General features: G+C 72.3%; 16 protein-coding genes. 3 read left to right on the top strand and 13 right to left on the bottom strand.

The genetic code is table 11. The features are described from left to right. Positions 1 to 157: 157 nt before the first annotated feature. A complete protein-coding gene (locus BS75_RS27865) occupies positions 158 to 754 on the top strand; it encodes a GNAT family N-acetyltransferase (protein ID WP_042440702.1) in 597 nt (198 codons plus the stop codon). Here BS75_RS27865 and BS75_RS27860 read toward each other — a convergent pair. From BS75_RS27860 to eccD, 6 genes are all read right to left on the bottom strand, one after another. Then, positions 741 to 1,205 (bottom strand): hypothetical protein, encoded by a 465-nt coding sequence (locus BS75_RS27860; protein WP_034090230.1) that lies wholly within the window; start codon positions 1,203 to 1,205, stop codon positions 741 to 743. The genes BS75_RS27865 and BS75_RS27860 overlap by 14 nt on opposite strands. 4 nt (positions 1,206 to 1,209) lie before the next feature. Then, complete coding sequence (gene dapB, locus BS75_RS27855) at positions 1,210 to 1,968, bottom strand: 4-hydroxy-tetrahydrodipicolinate reductase (RefSeq protein WP_034090229.1); 759 nt, start codon at positions 1,966 to 1,968, stop codon at positions 1,210 to 1,212. A gap of 42 nt (positions 1,969 to 2,010) precedes the next feature. After that, positions 2,011 to 3,363: a M16 family metallopeptidase gene (locus BS75_RS27850; protein WP_034090228.1), complete on the bottom strand. Its 1,353-nt coding sequence runs from the start codon at positions 3,361 to 3,363 to the stop codon at positions 2,011 to 2,013. A gap of 177 nt (positions 3,364 to 3,540) precedes the next feature. After that, positions 3,541 to 5,772, bottom strand: a complete 2,232-nt coding sequence (locus BS75_RS27845) for a polyribonucleotide nucleotidyltransferase (RefSeq protein ID WP_034090227.1) — start codon at positions 5,770 to 5,772, stop codon at positions 3,541 to 3,543. Positions 5,773 to 6,205: 433 nt separating this feature from the next. After that, a complete protein-coding gene (gene rpsO / locus BS75_RS27840; protein WP_034090226.1) occupies positions 6,206 to 6,496 on the bottom strand; it encodes a 30S ribosomal protein S15 in 291 nt (96 codons plus the stop codon). Positions 6,497 to 6,691: 195 nt separating this feature from the next. Then, positions 6,692 to 8,137 carry a type VII secretion integral membrane protein EccD gene (eccD, locus tag BS75_RS27835; protein WP_034090225.1) on the bottom strand — a complete coding sequence of 482 codons (1,446 nt, stop codon included), beginning with the start codon at positions 8,135 to 8,137 and terminating at the stop codon, positions 6,692 to 6,694. 342 nt (positions 8,138 to 8,479) lie between these two features. Here eccD and BS75_RS27830 point away from each other — a divergent pair, with 342 nt between their 5' ends. Then, complete coding sequence (locus tag BS75_RS27830) at positions 8,480 to 12,424, top strand: type VII secretion protein EccC (protein WP_034090224.1); 3,945 nt, start codon at positions 8,480 to 8,482, stop codon at positions 12,422 to 12,424. Between the two features lie 439 nt (positions 12,425 to 12,863). After that, entirely contained in the window at positions 12,864 to 14,300 is a 1,437-nt protein-coding gene (locus tag BS75_RS27825) for an APC family permease (RefSeq protein WP_034090223.1), read from the top strand. 61 nt (positions 14,301 to 14,361) lie between these two features. Here BS75_RS27825 and BS75_RS27820 read toward each other — a convergent pair whose 3' ends face one another. The 7 genes from BS75_RS27820 to eccB all read right to left on the bottom strand — a co-directional run bounded on the left by BS75_RS27820 (position 14,362) and on the right by eccB (position 20,242). Continuing rightward, positions 14,362 to 15,012 carry a hypothetical protein gene (locus BS75_RS27820; RefSeq protein WP_034090222.1) on the bottom strand — a complete coding sequence of 217 codons (651 nt, stop codon included), beginning with the start codon at positions 15,010 to 15,012 and terminating at the stop codon, positions 14,362 to 14,364. Beyond that, a complete protein-coding gene (locus BS75_RS27815; protein ID WP_034090221.1) occupies positions 15,009 to 16,175 on the bottom strand; it encodes a hypothetical protein in 1,167 nt (388 codons plus the stop codon). The genes BS75_RS27820 and BS75_RS27815 overlap by 4 nt, the downstream gene beginning before the upstream one ends. Then, a complete protein-coding gene (locus tag BS75_RS27810; RefSeq protein ID WP_034090220.1) occupies positions 16,172 to 16,555 on the bottom strand; it encodes a hypothetical protein in 384 nt (127 codons plus the stop codon). Before BS75_RS27810 ends, BS75_RS27815 begins: the two co-directional genes overlap by 4 nt. A gap of 11 nt (positions 16,556 to 16,566) precedes the next feature. Then, positions 16,567 to 17,814, bottom strand: coding sequence for a type VII secretion-associated serine protease mycosin (gene mycP, locus BS75_RS27805; protein ID WP_042440704.1), 1,248 nt, complete (start codon positions 17,812 to 17,814; stop codon positions 16,567 to 16,569). A 116-nt stretch (positions 17,815 to 17,930) separates the two neighbouring features. Then, complete coding sequence (locus tag BS75_RS27800; RefSeq protein ID WP_034090219.1) at positions 17,931 to 18,224, bottom strand: WXG100 family type VII secretion target; 294 nt, start codon at positions 18,222 to 18,224, stop codon at positions 17,931 to 17,933. Positions 18,225 to 18,264: 40 nt separating this feature from the next. Next, positions 18,265 to 18,576, bottom strand: coding sequence for a WXG100 family type VII secretion target (locus BS75_RS27795; protein WP_034090218.1), 312 nt, complete (start codon positions 18,574 to 18,576; stop codon positions 18,265 to 18,267). 130 nt (positions 18,577 to 18,706) lie between these two features. Further along, on the bottom strand, positions 18,707 to 20,242 hold the full coding sequence (gene eccB, locus BS75_RS27790) for a type VII secretion protein EccB (RefSeq protein ID WP_034090217.1): 1,536 nt from the start codon (positions 20,240 to 20,242) through the stop codon (positions 18,707 to 18,709). Positions 20,243 to 20,342 lie beyond the last annotated feature (100 nt).

Here is a 20,342-nt window from a genome sequence, read left to right as displayed (position 1 = left end):
GCGGGGCGGTGCGGGCCAGGTCCGGCCGCCGCCAAGCGTATCGGTCGGGACTGACACAACCGTCTGACATGCCTGTCTATCCTGGGAACCGCCCAGCAACCGCACCGGAAACCGCACCGGAACACCGCAGGCGCAACCGCACCCAGGAGGGCTGCTGATGCAGGGACGATCGGCGCAGCCGCTGATCCGTGACACGACCGCGGCCGACGTCGCGGAGGTGCTGCGGCTCCGTGCGGCGTCCTGGCGCGCAGCCTATGCGGGGATCATGCCGCCGGCCTATCTGGAGTCCATCGACACCGGCCCGGAGGCGGTCGCGCTGGCCGTCCGCCGACTGCGTGAGAACCCCGCCGGGCGGCACCACCTGGTGGCCGAGCGGGCGGGGCGGATCATCGCCTTCGCCGCGGCGGGACCCGAGCGGCCGATGCCGGAGCAGCTGCGCACCGGGAACCGGCGCGGCGAGGTGTACGCGCTCTACGCCCACCCCGACGCCTGGTCCACCGGGGTCGGGGCGGCGCTGCTGGACGCGGCGCGGGAACGGCTGCTGGCCGACGGACTCGGCCAGCAGGTGCTCTGGGTGCTGGAGGCCAACCGCCGGGCCCGGGCCTTCTACGAGCGGCAGGGGCTGCTCGCCACGGGTCGGCGCAGCTCGCTGCGGCTCGGCGGCGTGGTGCTCACCGAGCTGCAGTACGGCAATCCGGCGGCCGCGGTCGTCGGCCAGGCCGGCGAACCGGGGCGGCGGGTCAGCCTGTCGTGACCGCCTCCCGCGCCCGGCCGTCGTGGAGCTTGATGGCGTGCTGCATCGTCTTCCGGGCCCTCGGCGTGTCGCTGGCGTCCGCGTAGGCCACGGCCAACCGGAACCAGGAGCGCCAGTCGTCCGGCGCGGCCTCCGCCTCCGCCTTGCGCCGGGCGAAGACCTGGTCGGCGGAGGCCTTGTCGATCCGGCCGGCCGCGCTGCGCTGCAACTCGTCGACCGGCAGCCCGCCCTCGGCCTCCAGCTGGCGCGCGAGCTGCGCACTGCGGCGGCCGAAGCGGAAGGTCTTCCAGAGGAACCAGCAGCCGAGGGCCACCAGTACCTCCGCGCAGACCCCGATCCCGATGCCGAAGGGCTTGCCGGAGGCGATCAGCTGGCCACCGGTGGCCACGATCACGGCGAAGCCGAGCAGCAGGGCGATGGAGACGACGAAGTACATCACGCGGGCGATCATGGGTTCACTCTCCGGGGAACAGGAAGTGCTCAAGGCCGAAGGTCAGCCCCGGCGCGCTCACCACACTGCGCACGCCCAGCAGGATGCCGGGCATGAAGCAGCTGTGGTGCAGCGAGTCATGACGGATCGTCAGTGTCTCGCCGGTGTCGCCGAAGAGCACCTCCTGGTGGGCCAGCAGGCCGCGCAGCCGGACCGCGTGCACGGGCACGCCGTCCACGTCCGCGCCGCGTGCTCCGGCCAGGCCGTGGGTGGTCGGGTCCTGCTGCGGGGCCAGGCCGGCCTCGGTCCGGGCCGCCGCGATCAGCTGGGCGGTGCGGGTGGCGGTACCGCTCGGCGCGTCGGCCTTGCGGTTGTGGTGCAGCTCGACGACCTCGACGGTCTCGAAGAAGCGCGCCGCCTGCTGGGCGAAGCGCATGGTGAGCACCGCGCCGATGGAGAAGTTCGGGGCGATGAGCACGCCGGTCGCGGGTGAGGCGGCGAGCCAGCCGTTCAGCGTGGCCAGCCGCTCCTCGGTCCAGCCGGTGGTGCCGACCACCGAGTGGATGCCCTGGGCCGTGCAGTACTCCAGGTTCGCCATCACCGCGTCGGGGTGGGTCAGCTCGACCGCGACCTGGGCGCCGGCCTCGGCCAGCGCCTCCAGCCGGTCGCCGCGCCCGAGCGCGGCCACCAGCTCCAGGTCGGGCGCGGCCTCGATGGTGCGGGCGGCCTCGGAGCCGATCCGGCCCTGGGCGCCGATCACGGCGACCCGCAGCGGCGTACTCATCTCACGTGCTCCTTCGGAAAGTGGTGAAGCAGGACTGGCGGGTCAGGCGACGGCTTCGCCCAGCTTGGCGGCGCGCTTGCCGCTGACCGGGCCGATCACCGCGAGCGAGGGCCGGTAGGCGCCGAGCACGGAGCCGGCCACCTCGCGGACGTCGTCCAGGGTGACGGCGGAGATCTTGCCCAGCAGCTCGTCCACCGACAGGTGGGTGCCGTAGCAGAGCTCGGCCTTGCCGACCCGGGACATCAGCGAGCCGGTGTCCTCCATGCCGAGGACGGTGGAGCCGGAGATCTGGCCGACCGCCCGCTTCAGCTCCTCCTCGGTGATGCCGTGCTCGGCGACCTTCTGGAGCTCCTCGCGGCAGATCTTCAGGACCTCCTCGACCCGCTTGGGCTGGCAGCCCGCGTAGATGCCGAAGAGCCCGCTGTCGGCGTGCGAGGTGGAGTACGAGTACACCGAGTACGCCAGGCCGCGCTTCTCGCGCACCTCCTGGAACAGCCGGGAGCTCATGCCGCCGCCGAGCGCCGAGTTGAGCACACCCAGGGCCCAGCGCCGGTCGTCCCCGCGGGAGAGGCCGGGCAGGCCGAGGACCAGGTGGGCCTGCTCGGTCGGCCGGTCCAGGATCTCGACCTGACCGGCCGTGCGCAGCGCCCTGGTGCCGCCGCGCGGCTCGGCCGGGAGCACGTCGGTGCGGGTCAGCGAACCGGCGAAGGCCCGCTCGACCTGGCGGACGACCTTGGCGTGGTCGACGTTGCCGGCCGCCGCGACCACCAGGTGCTCGGGGCGGTAGCGGCGCTTGTAGAAGCCGGCCACCTGGTCGCGGGTGAGCGCGTTGATGGTCTCGACGGTGCCGAGCACCGGGCGTCCCAGCGGCGAGGAGCCGTACATCACCCGCGCGAACAGGTCGTGGACCACGTCGCCCGGGTCGTCCTCGGTCATCGCGATCTCTTCCAGGACGACGTCGCGCTCGGTGTCGATGTCCTCCTGGCGGATCAGCGAGCCGGTCAGCATGTCGCTGACCACGTCGATGGCGAGCGGCAGGTCGTTGTCGAGCACCCGTGCGTAGTAGCAGGTGTACTCCTTGGCGGTGAAGGCGTTCATCTCACCGCCGACGGCGTCCAGCGCGGACGAGATGTCCAGCGCGCTGCGCCGCTCGGTGCCCTTGAAGAGCAGGTGCTCCAGGTAGTGCGTCGCGCCGTTGAGCACCGGCGTCTCGTCACGGGAGCCGACCCCGACCCAGATGCCGAAGGCCGCCGAGCGGACCGTCGGCAGGGTCTCGGTGACGATCCTGAGCCCGCCCGGTAGAACGGTGCGGCGGACGACTCCGGCCCCGTCCACGCCCTTGAGCAGGGTCCTGGTGCTGCCGGGGCGCTGCTGTGCTGCCGTGGGCTGTGCCACGTTACTTCCTCCGCGATGCCTACATGCGTGGGGGTCCGGGGGTCACCCCCGGGGAATTGCCGATATGGGGTCCGGGGGTCACCCCCCGGGAGACTGCGGTCAACAGGGGTGCGGCCCGGTCCTCCGCCACAGGGCGGGGGACCGGGCCGCGACGAACCTACGCCGTCAGGCGAAGCCTCACTTGGCCTCGGCCGCCTCGGCGTTCTCCTCGCCCTCGACCACGGGGATCAGCGAGAGCTTGCCGCGCGGGTCGATCTCGGCGATCTCGACCTGCACCTTGGAGCCCACGGCGAGGACGTCCTCGACGTTCTCCACCCGCTTGCCGCCGGCCAGCTTGCGGATCTGCGAGATGTGCAGCAGACCGTCCTTGCCCGGCATCAGCGAGACGAACGCTCCGAAGGTCGTGGTCTTCACCACGGTGCCCAGGTAGCGCTCTCCGACCTCCGGCATGGTCGGGTTGGCGATCTGGTTGATCGTCGTACGGGCAGCCTCCGCCGAGGGACCGTCGACCGCACCGATGTAGATGGTGCCGTCGTCCTCGATGGTGATGTCCGCGCCGGTGTCCTCCTGGATCTGGTTGATCATCTTGCCCTTCGGGCCGATGACCTCACCGATCTTGTCAACCGGGATCTTGATGGTGATGATGCGCGGCGCGAACTCGGACATCTCGTCCGGGACGTCGATCGCCTCGTTCATCACGTCGAGGATGTGCAGACGCGCGTCGTGGGCCTGCTTCAGCGCGGCGCCCAGGACCGAGGCGGGGATGCCGTCGAGCTTGGTGTCGAGCTGCAGCGCGGTGACGAAGGTCTTGGTGCCGGCGACCTTGAAGTCCATGTCGCCGAACGCGTCCTCGGCGCCCAGGATGTCGGTCAGCGCGACGTAGTGGGTCTCGCCGTCGATCTCCTGCGAGATCAGGCCCATGGCGATACCGGCGACGGCGGCCTTGAGCGGCACACCGGCGTTCAGCAGCGACATGGTCGAGGCGCAGACGGAGCCCATCGAGGTCGAGCCGTTGGAGCCGAGGGCCTCGGACACCTGACGGATCGCGTAGGGGAACTCCTCGCGGGTCGGCAGCACGGGGATCAGCGCACGCTCGGCGAGCGCGCCGTGGCCGATCTCGCGGCGCTTGGGCGAGCCCACGCGGCCGGTCTCGCCGACGGAGTACGGCGGGAAGTTGTAGTTGTGCATGTAGCGCTTGCGGGTCTCCGGCGCCAGGGTGTCGAGCTGCTGCTCCATCCGGAGCATGTTCAGCGTGGTGACGCCCAGGATCTGGGTCTCGCCGCGCTCGAACAGGGCCGAGCCGTGGACGCGCGGGATGACCTCGACCTCGGCGGCCAGGGTGCGGATGTCGGTGACCCCGCGGCCGTCGATGCGGACCTTGTCCTTGATGACGCGCTGGCGGACCAGCTTCTTCGTCAGCGAGCGGTACGCGGCGGAGATCTCCTTCTCGCGACCCTCGAACTGCGGCAGCAGCTTGTCCGAGGCCAGGCCCTTGACCCGGTCGATCTCGGCCTCGCGGGCCTGCTTGCCGGCGATGGTGAGCGCCTTGGCGAGCTCGTCGCTGACGGCCGCGCTGAGCGCCTCGAAGACGTCCTCCTGGTAGTCCAGGAAGACCGGGAACTCACCGGTGGGCTTGGCAGCGGCGGCGGCCAGCTGGGACTGGGCCCGGCAGAGCTCGCGGATGAAGACCTTGGAGGCCTCAAGACCGGCGGCCACGACGTCCTCGGTCGGCGCCACGGCGCCGCCCTTGACCAGCTCGATGGTCTTCGCGGTGGCCTCGGCCTCGACCATCATGATCGCGACATCGCCGTCGGCCAGGGTGCGGCCGGCGACGACCATGTCGAACACGGCCTCCTCCAGCTCGCTGTGGCGCGGGAAGGCGACCCACTGGCCCTTGATCAGCGCCACCCGGACGCCGCCGATGGGGCCGGAGAAGGGCAGGCCGGCGAGCTGGGTGGACGCGGACGCGGCGTTGATCGCCACGACGTCGTACAGGTCGTCCGGGTTGAGCGCCATGATCGTGCAGACGACCTGGATCTCGTTGCGCAGGCCCTTGACGAAGGACGGGCGCAGCGGGCGGTCGATCAGCCGACAGGTGAGGATGGCGTCCTCGGAGGGACGGCCCTCACGGCGGAAGAACGAGCCGGGGATCCGCCCGGCCGCGTACATCCGCTCCTCGACGTCCACCGTGAGCGGGAAGAAGTCGAAGTGGTCCTTGGGCTGCTTCGAGGCGCTGGTCGCCGAGAGGATCATCGTCTCGTCGTCCAGGTAGGCGACGGCGGAGCCGGCGGCCTGCCTGGCGAGACGACCGGTCTCGAAGCGGATGGTGCGGGTACCGAAAGAACCGTTGTCGATGACGGCAACGGCTTCGTGCGTGGTGTTGTCTTCCACCTGGAAGATCTCCTTCATGTCCTCAGGTGGAGCGTCCCGCACAGTGCCGACGGCGGACGGCCCCGGCTCAGCCGGTCTTCGATCGAAGCCTCCGGGCGGGTGCAGTACTGGCGCTGTCGGCGCTCGGCGCTGTCACTCCTCCGGCGGCCACTACCGAGGACCGGCGCCTGGTGGCGCCTGTGGTCGGATGCGTGTGGACGCTCCGCGTCTTTGCGGGCGGCGACCGGTCCGGTCGTCCCGCGGCGTCGGCCGTCCGTCACGCGCGGCGCGCGTGCTCGGGTCGTCCTTCACCCTTCGTACTCACCTTACGCACGTGGTCTTTCCCACGTGCGTCGGCTGTCCAATCCTGTGGCGTCGAGTCGGCGGGGCCGAACCGGACCGATCGTTGCCGATCGGAGCCAGGATGCACCGAAGGGCGGCTCCCGTTCGGGAGCCGCCCCCAGGCGAAGTGCTAGCGCGCGGCGCCGGCGGCACCGCGGCGGATGCCGAGGCGGTCGACCAGCGTACGGAAGCGCTCGATGTCCTTCTTGGCCAGGTACTGCAGCAGGCGACGGCGCTGGCCGACGAGGAGCAGCAGGCCACGACGGGAGTGGTGGTCGTGCTTGTGAAGCTTGAGGTGCTCGGTCAGGTCCGAGATACGGCGGCTGAGCATGGCGACCTGGACCTCGGGGGAGCCGGTGTCGCCCTCCTTGGTGCCGAACTCGGTCATGATCTGCTTCTTGACAGCGGCGTCGAGGGCCACAGCAACTCCTTTGATTCGATGTGCCGGGTGTTCCTGGTCTGCTTCACAGGAACGGATGCGGCCCGGCGGTCGGGGCGCGCCGCCCCGAAGGGTGTGGCACGTCCGTCCGCACCAGCCTACCAGCGCCGAAGCGGCCCTCTATCACCCGCCCGGCCGACTCGGGAAGCCCGGCTCTCGCCGGCGGTCGCGACCGGCTCAGGTAAGACCCCTGACCAGGGCGTAGATGTTGAGCACCGCCAGGGCCAGCGGGATCAGCGCGGCCAGGGTCAGCCCGTCGACCAGGTCCAGGATCCGGCCCCAGAACGGGGAGACGCCCTTGGCCGGGACGACCAGGGCGATCGCGCCCAGCAGCACCGCGCCGAGCAGCACCGAGGCGGCCAGGGCGAGGGTGTGGATGTCCACCGTCGAGGGGTGGCCCATATTGCTGAAGAGGAAGAGCGGCAGGTTGAGCGAGACGCCGATGACCAGCAGCGCCAGGCTGAGCAGCCCGGCGACCAGCAGGCAGAGCACCTGCGAGGTGTGCCGGAAGAGCCGGGCCCGGAGCATCACGGTGACGCCCAGCATCAGCGCCAGCAGCTCCGGCCAGCGGCTGTCGGTGAAGGAGAGCACGGCGGCGGAGCCGACGACCACCGCCGCGCAGCCGCCCACCAGGCCGACCAGCAGTTCGTGGCCGCGCCGGGCCCGGGCCGCGATCCGGGTGTAGTCGGCGGCCTCGGCGGCGGCCTCCTCGCTGCGCGGCTCGACCGCGCCGACCTGCTGCGGGGCCCGGAAGGCGACCGGCAGCCGGGCGAAGCGGGCGGAGAGCTGCGGCAGGAAGCCGACCAGGCCGATGGCGACCACGGCGGCGACGGCGGCGCTCTCGCGGGCCGAGGCGTTGCTGAAGACCGCGGTGAAGGTGGTGGCGGTGCCGACGGCGGAGACCAGGACCGCGGCCACGAACGGCGCGTCGCCGCCCGGCATCAGCGCGGTCATCAGCACCGAGGCCACCAGCACGGCGATGCAGCCGGCCAGGAACTGGATCCGCCCCGGCCCCTGGCCGAGGTCGGGCGCGATGATCCCGGAGCCGCCGATCAGGGCGTGCGGCAGGGCCGCGAGGCCGAGCGCCAGGGCCGAGCCGCGGTCGTCGTAGATCCTGGCGCGGACCCCGGCGACGGCGACCAGCAGCACCGCGACCAGGCCGGAGACCAGCCCGGGCAGGGAGTGCATGTTGTGGGTGAGGTCGGAGAACCAGAGCGCGAAGCCGAGCAGCACGGTCATCAGCACGCAGCCGATGAGGCCGGTGGTGCGCAGCAGGTTGGTGGACCACAGGCTGCGGTCGGCGGCGACGGCGGTGGCGATGGCGTCGGCGACGTCGTCGTAGACCGCCGGGGGCAGCGACTCGGCGAAGGGGCGCAGGCTGAGCAGGTCGCCGTCGCGGACCTGCTGGGCGACCAGGGTCAGGCTGCTGTCGAGCACCGTCCCGTCGCGGCGGACCAGGTGGAAGCCGACCGGAGCGCCCTGGCTGAAGCCCTGGCCGGAGAGGCGCAGCACCTCGGGGTAGACGTCGGCGAGCGGGATGTCCTCGGGCAGGGCGACGTCGATCCGGCTGTCCGGTGCGACGACGGTGACCCGGCAGAATCCGGTCGTGGTACTGGTGCTCACCGCGAGCCCCTCCCCCGTGCGAGTGCTGATGAGTGCCTGCAGCCGATCACCCTACCGGGCGCCGCCGACAGCTCAAGGCCCGGAGCGGGGGCGGCTGCCGACCGTCGGCCCACGGGCCGGGCCCGGAGGGCGGGCGAATGCCGCAAAGCGGTGCGGATCGCCACGCCCGCTCCGGACCGTCCGCCAAGGACAGTCCCAGGGACGGAAATTGACACGGCGTCAATCCGTGAACCGGCCGCCGGGGGTTCTTCGGGACGCGGTGGGGCGCGCATTGTGCGGATCGGTAGGATCATCCACTGCGACGAACCGAGACACTCGATCAGGACGAGGGCTGGTACCGAGTTGAGCGTGGTAACCGTCAAGCGACCACCACGGGCCTACCCGCCCACGGTGCCCGGCGAGGACGTCCGACTGGAGTCACCGCCGGAACTGCCGCGCGGCGACGGCGGGCCCTGGTGGCAGGCACTGCTGCCGATGCTGGCCACCGCCGGGTCCGCGGCGTTCTTCTTCATGCCCGGCAGTCAGATGATCATGAAGGTGATGGGCGGGGTGATGGTCGCCTCGACCGTCGCCATGGCCGTGGCCCAGCTCAACTCCCGGCGCGGCGGGGGCGGCGACCTGGAGGACGAGCGCCGCGACTACCTCAAGTACCTGAACCAGCTGCGCCGGCAGGTCCGCCGGACGGCCACGCTGCAGCGCGACGCCCAGCTCTACCTGCACCCCGCGCCGGACCAGCTGTGGTCGGTGGTGGCCGAGGGCAGCCGGCTCTGGGAGCGCCGCCCCGGCGACGCCGACTTCGGGCAGACCCGGCTCGGCACCGGGCCGCAGCAGCTGGCGACCCCGCTGGTCGCCCCGCAGACCGCGCCCCTGGACGAGCTGGAGCCGCTGACCGCCGAGGCCATGCGGAGCTTCCTGGCCACCCACGGCACCCTGCCGGAGCTGCCGCTGGCCGTGTCGCTCCGGGCCTTCTACCACCTGACCGTCTCCGGCGACCCGGAGACGGTCTACAGCACGGTGCGGGCCGCACTGGCCCAGCTCACCGTGCTGCACTCGCCCGACGACCTGGTGGTCGGCATCGCCGCCGCCCCCGGCGCCGCGCCCGAGTGGGAGTGGGCGAAGTGGCTGCCGCACATCCAGCACCCCTCGCGCACCGACGGCGCCGGCTCGCTGCGGATGATCTGCCCCTCGCTGGACGAGCTGGAGGAGCTGCTGGCCGACGAGCTCGGCGGCCGGGGCCGGTTCAACCGCGACGCACCGCCCGTCCCCGACCAGCCGCACCTGGTGGTGGTCCTGGACGGCGCCTCGGTCGGCCCGGACTCGGTGCTGGCCTCCGGCGAGGGACTGCACGGCGTCACCGTGATCGAGGTGATCCCGGGCGACCTGGACGAGCCGCGCGGCGCGCTGGCGGTGGTGGTGGAGCCCGAGCGGATGCGGCTGACCGCGGCCGGCGGCGGCGTCTACCTCGGCCGTCCGGACCAGCTGACGGCCTGGCAGGCCGAGGCGCTGGCCCGGCAGCTCGCCCCGCTCCGGGTCTCGGCCGGCGACAACGACGAACCGCTGCTGGCCAACCTGGACTTCACCGACCTGATGGGCGTCGGCGACGCCGCCTCGGTCGACGTCGCCCGCACCTGGCGGCCCCGGGCCATGAACGAGCGGCTGCGGGTTCCGATAGGACTCGGCGCCGGCGGCGACCCGGTCATGCTGGACCTCAAGGAGGCCGCGCTGGAGGGCATGGGCCCGCACGGCCTGTGCGTCGGCGCGACCGGTTCCGGCAAGTCCGAGCTGCTGCGGACGCTGGTGCTGGGCCTGGCGATGACCCACTCCTCGGAGACGCTGAACTTCGTGCTCGCCGACTTCAAGGGCGGCGCGACCTTCGCCGGCATGGCCACCATGCCGCACACCTCGGCCGTGATCACCAACATGGCCGAGGAACTGACCCTGGTCGACCGGATGCGCGACTCCATCACCGGCGAGCTGAACCGCCGCCAGGACGTGCTGCGCGCGGCCGGCAACTACGCCAACGTCCACGACTACGAGCGGGCCCGCGCGGCCGGGGCGCCGCTGGAGCCGCTGCCCTCGCTGCTGCTGATCATCGACGAGTTCAGCGAGCTGCTCACCGCCAAGCCCGACTTCATCGACATGTTCATCCAGATCGGCCGGATCGGCCGTTCGCTGGGCGTGCACCTGCTGCTGGCCTCGCAGCGGCTGGAGGAGGGCCGGCTGCGCGGCCTGGACACCTACCTCTCCTACCGGATCGGCCTGCGGACCTTCTCCGCCGCCGAGTCCCGGGCGGCGCTGGGCGTCCCCGACGCCTACCACCTGCCGCCGGTGCCCGGCGTCGGCTACCTCAAGTTCGGCACCGACGTGATGGCGCAGTTCAAGGCCGCTTACGTGTCCGGCCCCTACCGCGCGGGCGGCGCCACCCAGTCCGCCGGGCAGTCGCAGCGGACGGCGGCGGTGCTGTTCACCGGCTCGCCGGTGGCGCTGCCGGCCCGGCCGCTACACGCCCAGCCGGTCGAGCAGGCGCCCCGGCAGGACGACGCGCTCGCCGACTCGGTGCTGGACGTCATCGTCCAGCGGCTGGAGGGCCAGGGACCGCCGGCCCACCAGGTCTGGCTGCCGCCGCTGAGCGAGGCCCCCTCGCTGGACCAGCTGCTGCCGCCGCTGGCCGCCACCCCCGACCGGGGCCTGGCCGCCGCCGAGTACACCGCGGCCGGACGGCTGGTGGTGCCGGTCGGCCTGGTCGACAAGCCGATCGACCAGCGCCGGGACCTGATGTACCTGGACTTCTCCGGGGCCGCCGGGCACGGCATGGTCGTCGGCGGTCCGCGCTCCGGCAAGTCCACCCTGCTGCGGACCATGGTCAGCTCGTTCGCACTCACCCACACCGCGGCCGAGGTGCAGTTCTACCTGCTCGACTTCGGCGGCGGCGGGATGCAGGGCCTCCAGCACCTGCCGCATGTCGGCGGGGTCGCCGGACGGCTGGACGCCGACAAGGTGCGGCGGATGGTCGCCGAGGTGTCGGGGCTGGTCACCCGGCGCGAGGAGCTGTTCCGCGCGCAGGGCATCGACTCGATCGCGACCTTCCGCAACCGGCGCAAGCAGGGGCTGCTGCCGGAGGAGCAGTACGGCGACGTCTTCCTGGTCGTCGACGGCTGGCTGACCTTCAAGCAGGAGTTCGAGCTGCTGGAGTCCGCGGTCGCGGACATCGCCCAGCGCGGTCTCGCCTACGGCGTGCACGTGGTGGTCGGCGCCTCCCGCTACGGCGAGATGCGCCCGGCGCTGAAGGACCTGCTGCAGACCCGGGTGGAGCTGAAGCTCGGCGACTCGATGGAGTCGGAGATCGACCGCAAGACCGCCGTCAACGTCCCGGCCGGGGCGCCGGGACGCGGCCTCACCTCGGAGCGGCTGCACTTCCTGGCCGGTCTGCCGCGGATCGACGGCTCCAGCGGGGTCGAGGACCTGGCCGACGGCGTCGCCGCCTTCGTCGCCGCGGCGAACAGCGCCTGGACCGGGCCGCGCGCGCCGCAGGTGCGGATGCTGCCGGAGCTGCTGCCGGCCGAGCAGCTGCCCAAGGGCATGGAGTACCCGGAGCTGGGCATCGCGATCGGCGTGGACGAGTCCTCGCTCTCGCCGGTGTTCGTCAACTTCGACACCGACCCGCACTTCATCGTCTTCGGCGACGGCGAGACCGGGAAGACCGCGCTGCTGCGGCTGCTGCTCAAGGGCATCACCGAGCGCTACACGCCGGAGCAGGCCCGGATCGTCATCGGTGACTACCGGCGCGCGCTGCTGGGGCAGGTCACCACCGCGCACCTGCTGGAGTACGCGGCGGCGCAGCCGGCCCTGCAGTCCTTCCTGGGCGACATCAGGGGTGCGATGGACCGCCGGATCCCCGGTCCCGACGTCACCCAGCAGCAGCTGCGGGACCGGAGCTGGTGGACCGGCTCGGAGCTGTTCCTGGTGATCGACGACTACGACCTGGTCGCCACGTCCTCCGGCAACCCGCTCTCGCAGCTGCTGGAGGTGCTGCCGTTCGCCAAGGACATCGGGCTGCACGTGATCATCGCCCGCCGCTCCGGCGGCGCCGGCCGGGCCCTCTACGAGCCGGTGATGCAGCGGCTGAAGGAGCTGGGCTCGCAGGGAATCGTGCTCTCCGGCGACAAGGACGAGGGCGTGCTGCTGGGCAATGTGAAGCCGCGGCCGATGCCGCCGGGCCGGGGTGTGCTGGTCACCCGGCGCCGGGGCTCGTTCACGGTGCAGACCGGCTGGACGCCCGCGAGCTGAGCATCGGCGCAGGCCGGAGCGGGGGAGGCGCTGTCCGGATCGTTATCCGGACGCCACGGTCCGATCCGTAGGGGCCGCTGAGTGATACGTCACTCGGCGGCCCCTTTGTCGTGTTCGCCGGAGAGCATGGAGGGCGGGGTTGATACAGCGAGATTTTCCCCCGATGACCTTAGTTTCATAGGCCATATAGTTTTTCGATCATGCTATGCGAAGGCGTATGGACATAGGCCACAAATAACGCATTTCACTGACTGGCCATCAGATTCGTTGCCTCCAGCAATATGAGCAACGAAATCCGAAGCAAAGTGTCCCTTGACGTGTCATTAACAGCCGGGGTTACATGACCCCCGGAGAGCGACACGGTTCGCAACAGCCAACCCGACCGGAGGCGATACCGCTCTCCCCGCGACACAGACCCACCGATCCGATCGGAATGCACATGACCGACACGCTGAGCCCCCCCGACGCCGGGATCCCCGGGCAGCGGGACGCCCGTTCCACTGCCGTCGCCGGGAACGAGCCGCAGAAGCTGAAGCGCTCCATCGGCGTGGTCGGCGGGACCCTGCTGACGCTCTCCTGCCTGACCCCCGCGTCGTCGCTGTTCGTCATCGTGCCCGGTTCGTTCGCGGTCCTCGGCACCGGCACCGCGCTGGCGCTGGCCATCGCGATGGTCATCTGTATCGGCGTGGCCTTCTGTTACTCCGAGCTCGGCACCCTGGTCCCCAGCGCCGGCGGCGAGTACGCCATGGCCGGCAGCACGCTCGGCAAGGGCACCGGCTGGCTGGCGTTCATCCAGGCGCTGATCGTGGTCCTGATCGTGCCGCCGATCATCGCCCTGGGCACCGCCCAGTACCTCGCCCCGATCCTGCACGTGAACGCCGACCTGGCGGGCGCCGCGGTCATGCTGCTGGCCACCGTGATGGGCCTGCTCGACCTGCGCGCCAACGCCTGGATCACCGGCATCTTCCTCTGCCTGGAGGTCATCGCCTCCGCCCTGGTCGCCTGCCTCGGCTTCGCCCACAGCAACCGCTCCGCCTCGGTGATGCTGCACCCGCAGCTGGTCGGCGACGGCGGCCACCTCAACGTGGTCACCGCCGGCACGATGATCGCCGGGCTGGCCACCGCGCTCTTCATCACCCAGGGCTTCTCCACCGCCGTCTACCTGGCCGAGGAGATGGAGCGCCCCAACCGCACCGTCCCCCGCACCGTGCTGTGGACCCTGGGCATCGGCTCCGCCGTCATCCTGATCCCGACCATCGCCATCACCATGGGCGCGCCGAGCATGAGCGCGCTGGACAACGGCGACATCAGCGGCATGGTCACCGCCTGGTCCGACTCGGCCGTCGGCACCTTCGTCAGCCTCTGCATCGCGCTGGCCATCATCAACGCCGCGATCGTCATGGTCATCCAGAACTCCCGGGTGCTGTACTCCTCCGCCCGCGACAAGGCCTGGCCCGAGCCGGTCAACCGCGCCCTGGTCGACCTGAGCAAGAAGTTCGGCTCGCCCTGGATCTCCACCCTCGCGGTCGGCGTCCCCGGCGCCGTCCTCTGCTTCGTCCCGGTCGACACCCTGACCAACGTCACCGGCGTCGCGGTGACCCTGCTCTACGGCTTCGTCGCCGTCGCCGCCCTGGCCTCGCGCCGCGGCAGGCACAAGCTGAACACCACCGCCTGGCGGATGCCGCTGTGGCCGACCATCCCGGTGGCCGTCATCGCCGTGCTGCTGTACGTGCTGAGCCAGCAGGCCATGAGCGACCTGCTGATCACCGGCGGCATCACCGTCGCCTCGCTGCTCTACTGGGTCTTCTACCTCCGGCCCCGCCCGGACACCCGCTGGATCATCACCGTCCCGGAGGACGAGCAGGTCGCTGCCTGACCACCGCGCCCGCCGGAACGCGAAGGACCCGCCGCCCCTCAGGGGCGGCGGGTCCTTCGCGTCAGCCCAGGGCGTCCCGGATCCGGGAGCGCGGCGGGCCGGACAGGGTGAGGGTGTGCGCCGTCGCCAGCAGGATCGCCCGGTAGTCGGCCCCGAGCTCCGGGCAGGCCGAGGTGAGCTGGAGCAGCACCAGCCGGTCGTGCGCGGCCGAGGCGAGGGCCACCGTCCCGGCCCACAGCCGGCCTGGCGGCTCCGCGGCCGCGCCGTCGAACCGGGGCGGGGTGCCGCTCCCCCGGCCCAGCAGCACTGCCGCCGGGCCGGCCGGCAGTTCCAGCGGGCGGGAGCCCGCGCCGCCCTCGGCTGTTCCCCGGGCTCGCGCCAGCAGCTCGGCGAGCAGCGGCCCGGGCGCGACCCCGCCCAGCTCCCCCGCGGCCAGCGTCAGCACCGACGGGCGGACCTCGTCGGCGGACCCCGGCCCCCGGTGCAGCCCCAGGGCGCAGAACAGCACGCCCTGGCCGACCAGCAGTCCGACGGTGTGCTGCTGCGCGGCCAGCACCTCGGCAGCCCGCCCCGCCAGGACCGCGCGCAGCTCCGCGAGCCGCGCCGGGTCCGGGCTCGGCTCCAGTCGCCGGAAGCCGCGCGGGACGCCACAGCCGATCTCCACCGCGCCGGTCTCCATCGAGCCGGTCGCCACCGCGCCGCAGTCGGTCACCGTCCGCCGCCGGAGAGCTCGGTCCAGAGCGCCGCGCCGGCGCCCACACCGGCCACGCCCCGGCCGACCAGGATGTGCCGCTGCCGGGCGGCCGTCTCGGCCGCGCTCATCCCCGGCACCGCCGCCACCCGGGCGTCGTCCATGGCCCGGCGGCTGACCAGCCGCACCGTGCTGCCGAGGAACTCACCGGTCAGCTCCTCGGCCCTGACGGTCCGGCCTGCCTCCCCGGCCAGCCGCAGCGCCCGGACGGTCTCCGCCCCGCCCCGGGCGACCGCGCCGACCCCGGGGAGCACGCCGGCGACGTCCCCGCCCAGCGACAGCGCGGCGCCGAGGGAGTCGGCGCCGGCTCTCGGCGGCCACAGCGCGGCCCAGACCGCCGGGTCCCTGACGTCCTTGTCGAGCTGGAGCGCGCCGGTCGCAATCGCGGTCGCGGCCAGCAGCGGCGTCAGCGGGGTCGGGAAGAGCGCCAGGAAGCCGGCGATCGAGCTGATCGTGCCGGCGTGGTCGTAGACCGCGCGGCCGACCGCGCCGACACCGGCGTCCAGCTCGTGCAGCAGCGGTCCGAACAGTCCGGCAGGACGGTCGGCGCCCCCGGGGCGGTGGGCGGGGCCCGGGTCCTCGCGGCGCAGCGCGTCGGCGACCCGGCCGGCCGCGTCCGTGTGGGCCGCCTCCAGTTCGCGGGCCCGGGCCAGCAGCCGGTCGACCTCGGCCCGGGTGCGGCGGAGGGTGTCGTTCGCCTCGAACAGTCCGGCCGTGGTCGCGTCGATCCAGGCCGCGCTGCCCTCGGGCGCGGTGGAGGTGCCGGCCGTGGCGGCGGTCTCCCGCAGCACGGTGCGGGCGCGCAGCAGCTCGCCGTCCAGCTGCCGGGCGTGGGCCTGGTGGTCGAGCAGTTCGCCGTGCCAGTCCCGCAGCCGGGCGGCGGCGTACTGCAGCGAGCCCCGGGCCCGGTCGAGCAGTCCGGGGGCGTTGCCCAGGTGGTCGCGGAAGGCGGCGCCGGCCGCGCCCTGCCAGGCCGGGTCGTCCCGGACGGTCCGTTCGACCAGGTCGTGGGCGGCGCCCAGCCACTCGGCGGAACGGGTCAGCCGCTGCTGGAGCAGGTCGACGGCGGCGGGGTCGCCGGGGGCCGGGTCGAAGCCGATGCCCGGGTAGCGGTCGCAGCTCACCGGCGCGCCTCCGGTGCGAGGGGCCCGCGCGGCTCGCCGGGCGCGGCGGAGCGCAGGGCGGCGGCGAGGCGGCTCTCGGTGCCGGAGTAGTTCCGGGCGGCCGTGGTGACGCCCTCCGCGGTCTGCTCCAGCTGCCGCCCCAGGTCGCCGAGGACGGCGGACCAGTGGCCCAGCAGCTCGGTGCAGGCCCGGTCGAGGTCGGCGGTCCCGATCACCGTCCCGGAGGCGGGGTCGGCGCTGCCGGGGGCGTCCCCGGGCGCTGCGGTGTCGGCGGCGCCGAGCGCCCCGACGGCGTTCCGCACGGTCTGCTCCGCGCGCACCAGGGCGTGGCGCAGGGCTCCGAGTTCGGCCAGGTCGACTCGGAATGAGGTGTTGCTCATCGGGCTCTCTGTCAGGAGGCGGGGCGGCGGCGGGCATCGCGCAGGACTATCGCGGTGCCCGCGGTGAGCGCCACCGCGAGCGCGCCCAGACAGAGGAGGTAGACGGCGGTCTGCTGCTGGTCGGCGGCCCGGCTCTGGCCGAGGTCCAGCGGTCGGGCCCGGACCGGGGGCGCGCCCGCGCCGGTCGACGGGTCGGCGACGGCGGCATCGGTCGGCGGGGCGTCGTCGGAGAGCGCCGCGACCGGGTCGACCACGCCCCAGCCGATGAAGGCGTTCCAGCCGGGGTCGGTGCGCTGCGCGGTCTGCTCGATCCGGGCGTCGATCTGCGCCACCGTCCAGTTCCGGTGGGCCTGCCGGAGCAGCGCGGCGACGGCGGCGACGTAGGGGGCGGCGAAGCTGGTGCCGCTGTCCACGCACTGGCCGCCGCCGGGCACGGTGGAGACCATGTCCACCCCGGGCGCGGCGACCAGGACCGAGCTGCCGCTCTCGGAGAAGTCCGAGTCGCGCTCGTCGTTGCGGTCGGAGGCGCCGACTCCGAGCACCCCGGGGAGGGACGCCGGGTAGGTCGGCAGCGACAGTCCCTCGTTGCCGGCCGCGGCCACGACCACGATGTTGGCGGCGATGGCCCTGGCGATGGCGTGGGCCAGCCCGCTGTCCGGGGTGACCGGCACCGGGCGGCCGTTGGTGGTGACGTCCTGGGAGATGTTGATCACACCGACCTTGGCGTCCACGGCGGCGTTCACCGCGGCGGTCAGGGTGGTGATGGTGCCGTCGCCCTGGGAGTCGTTCTGCCGCAGCGAGAGGATGTCGGCGTCCGGGGCCAGGCCCACGAAGCCGGTCCCGGAGGCGGGACGGGCGGCGATGATCCCGGCGACCATGGTGCCGTGGCCGTCCGGATCGGTCAGCGAGTTGCCGCTCTCGCTGGTCAGGAAGTTCTTCCCGCCGGTGACCGCACCGCGCAGCTGCGGGTTGGTGTCGTCGACGCCGGTGTCGATCACGGCGACGGTGACGCCCTTCCCGGTCGCGAAGCTCCACAGCTGCGGCAGCAGGACGCGCTGCAGCGCCCACGGGGTGCCGGGGATGTTCGACGCGGGGAAGGTGCACTGCCCGCTGGAGTCCAGCACGGTGGCGGAACGTCCGGGCACCGCCCGGACGCCGGCGCCCGGAGCACCGGCCGCGACGGCGGGCGTGGACAGGGCGAGAACGGAGAGCACCGCGGGGACCAGGGCCAGGCGCGTGCCGAGGTGGTGCCGGTTCACTGGTGCTCGATCCCCCGAAGGTGTGGCTGTCCGACTGCGGTGCGCCGTCCGCGCGCAACCCCGGTGCGGGCCGCGCACGGACGGTGGTGACGAGCGGGGCTCGGTTGCCCCGGCTCTCAGTTACCCCAGATCCCGGCGTTCTTCTGCTCCGTCGCCTGGTAGCTCTGCGCGGCGTTGTCCAGCGCGGAGGCGATCTGCATCAGCACGGTGTGCAGGTCTGCGGCAGCGGTGTTCCACTCCTGCTGGCGGGCCTGGTACTTCTCCTGGGCCACGCCCTCCCAGCTCTGAGCGACCCGGGCGACGCCCGCCTTCAGGTCCTCCAGCTGCGAGTTGACCCGGTCGGCGGTGGAGCGGACCTCGCTCGCCGCGTCCGAGACGGTGTTGAAACTGACCTTGATGTGGCCGGACATGAACTCTCCTTTGACAAGCAGTGGTGGGGTCGACCGACCGTCAGCCGAGGGCTGCGGCGATCTTGCTGATCGAGGAGTGCTGGTCGGACTCGGTCGCGGTGTACTGCGCCGTGGTTCCGTCGATCGCTTCCTTGATCTCGTTCAGCACGCGGTTGAGCTTGCCCGCGTCCTCGTTCCACTGCGACTGGAGCGTGTTGTACGCGATCGCCGCGTCACCCTGCCACCCGGAGGCGATCGAGCTGATCAGGTTCTCCAAGCGCCCCAGTTCCTGCTGGATCTGGGTGTTCACCTCGGCAATGTGCGCCGAGAACAACTTCATGTCATTGGCAGTGGTCGTAAACTGACCCGACATTTGCACCGTCCCCCATGAGACAGACCATCTGGACCGGGTGCCCGGTCACATCCACCCGGCCGGCATCACAACGGTGATGTCCCGCAGCACTCTATCGCCCCGGCGCAACTGACCCAACAGGGAATGCGGTTCAGGAGCCCTGCGGCAACTCGGCGGCGGCGGTGTTCAGATTGGGCCCCGAGGACAGCAGGCTGGACCAGGCGAGCGGCACCGGGTTGAGCGCCACGCTCCCGTAACCCAGCCTGGCCTGGGCGTCGTCGGTGTTGGCGGTGCCGTCGCCGGAGCCGTCCGCGCTGCCGTCGGTGCTGCCGCCCGGGTTCGGCGTCGGGGCGGCCCCGCCGGCGTTGCTGTCGTTGTTCATCTGGATCGGGTAGCGCAGTCCGGTGTCGGTCAGCAGGTCCACCGAGCCGCTGGTGGTGCTGGTTCCCGACACCTGCCGGTAGAGCAGCCCGGATCCGGGCGTGACGTAGACGCCGGCCGTCCCGGAGGTGCTGTTGACCGGGTAGCCGGCCCCGGTCCACAGCCGGAGCTGCGGCACGCCCGCGGCGGAGGCCGTCCCGGCGTAGACGCTGCAGGCGACATTGCCGGTGGCGCCCTGGTTCGCCTGGGCCACCAGCGCCGTCGGCCAGTTCTTCGTGCCCTCGAAGACGGAGCGGGTGTTGGCGCCGGCGACCTCCATGTCCGGGACCGTGGGCACGGTGCGGTTGGGGTCGACCGCCTCCAGCAACCGGTTGGTGAAGTCGGACACCGGGTGGACGCCGTCCTGCTCCACCACGTAGTGCAGGTACTGGCCGCTGTCGGTCTGCACCTGGTAGACGTCGCCGACGTGGACCGCTCCCGCGCCCAACGAGATGCTGCTGCTGGTGCCGTAGCCGGCGATGTCGGCGTTGGGCAGGATGATCGGGTCGCCCTGGTGCAGGGTCGCCAGCCAGTCGGCGGTGACCGGTTGCGGTGCGCCGACGGTGGCGCCGAAGGCGGCCGTGGCCAGCCGGATCCGCTCGGTGGCCGATCCCTGGTGCCCGGCCGACAGCTGGTGGGAGGTCCCGGTGGCGTCGACCAGGTAGGTGGTGCCGTCCGGGCCCTGGACGTACATCGCGTGCCCGGCGTCCAACTGCCCGCTGCCGCCCACCGCACCGGTGTCCTTGCCGTCCAGCACGAACAGCTTCTGGTCGGTGCCGCCCTGGGCGTTGCTCGACGGCTGCTCGCAGTAGGCCCAGACCTTCGCGGTCCCGGCGTCCTGCGCCGTCGGCAGGCTGTCCGGGGCGAACGGTATTCCGACCAGCGAACCGTGCGGCACCTTGCCGGAGTCCAGCACCGAGTCGTCGACCGAGACCACGCTCGAACCGGGCGTCAGCAGCAGCCGGGCCGAGGCGATGTTCAGCACCGGGTGCAGCATCCCGTCCAGCATCACGTAGCGCGTGGTGGACTGCTTGCCGACGATGACCGCGTTGGCCTTCTGCCAGCCCACCGGCGCCGATGGCTTGATCATCCCGTAGGCGCCGGCGCCGGCGACGGCCAGCACACCGACGATGATGCTGGGCACCACGGCCCGCAGTGCGCGCGGTGCATCCTCCTCGTTCCCGCCGCTCGACGGCTGGAGGAAGGCGGCCACCGTGCGGCGGCGAGAGAAGGTGTAGGCGCTCAGCTCGTTCCGGCGTGATGCCATGCTCTTGGTCCCCGATCCCCGTCCTGATGCCCTCGGCACCAACTACCGCGCGCGATCGGTACGTACGGTACGGGTACGGTATGGCGGTCAGCCAACCGGC

It is taken from the genome of Streptacidiphilus albus JL83 (genome assembly GCF_000744705.1).
Taxonomy (GTDB): domain Bacteria; phylum Actinomycetota; class Actinomycetes; order Streptomycetales; family Streptomycetaceae; genus Streptacidiphilus; species Streptacidiphilus albus.
Note: the sequence above shows the minus strand (reverse complement) of the source record. Positions and strands in the feature narration are given on the sequence as shown.

Bases quoted from the DNA above. Each gene is read 5' to 3' on its own strand.
- BS75_RS27865 (WP_042440702.1), top strand. From the start codon at position 158: ATGCAGGGACGATCGGCGCAGCCGCTGATCCGTGACACGACCGCGGCC.
- BS75_RS27860 (WP_034090230.1), bottom strand. From the start codon at position 1,205: ATGATCGCCCGCGTGATGTACTTCGTCGTCTCCATCGCCCTGCTGCTC.
- dapB (WP_034090229.1), bottom strand. From the start codon at position 1,968: ATGAGTACGCCGCTGCGGGTCGCCGTGATCGGCGCCCAGGGCCGGATC.
- BS75_RS27845 (WP_034090227.1), bottom strand. From the start codon at position 5,772: ATGAAGGAGATCTTCCAGGTGGAAGACAACACCACGCACGAAGCCGTT.
- BS75_RS27825 (WP_034090223.1), top strand. From the start codon at position 12,864: ATGACCGACACGCTGAGCCCCCCCGACGCCGGGATCCCCGGGCAGCGG.
- BS75_RS27810 (WP_034090220.1), bottom strand. From the start codon at position 16,555: ATGAGCAACACCTCATTCCGAGTCGACCTGGCCGAACTCGGAGCCCTG.
- BS75_RS27800 (WP_034090219.1), bottom strand. From the start codon at position 18,224: ATGTCCGGCCACATCAAGGTCAGTTTCAACACCGTCTCGGACGCGGCG.
- BS75_RS27795 (WP_034090218.1), bottom strand. From the start codon at position 18,576: ATGTCGGGTCAGTTTACGACCACTGCCAATGACATGAAGTTGTTCTCG.
- eccB (WP_034090217.1), bottom strand. From the start codon at position 20,242: ATGGCATCACGCCGGAACGAGCTGAGCGCCTACACCTTCTCTCGCCGC.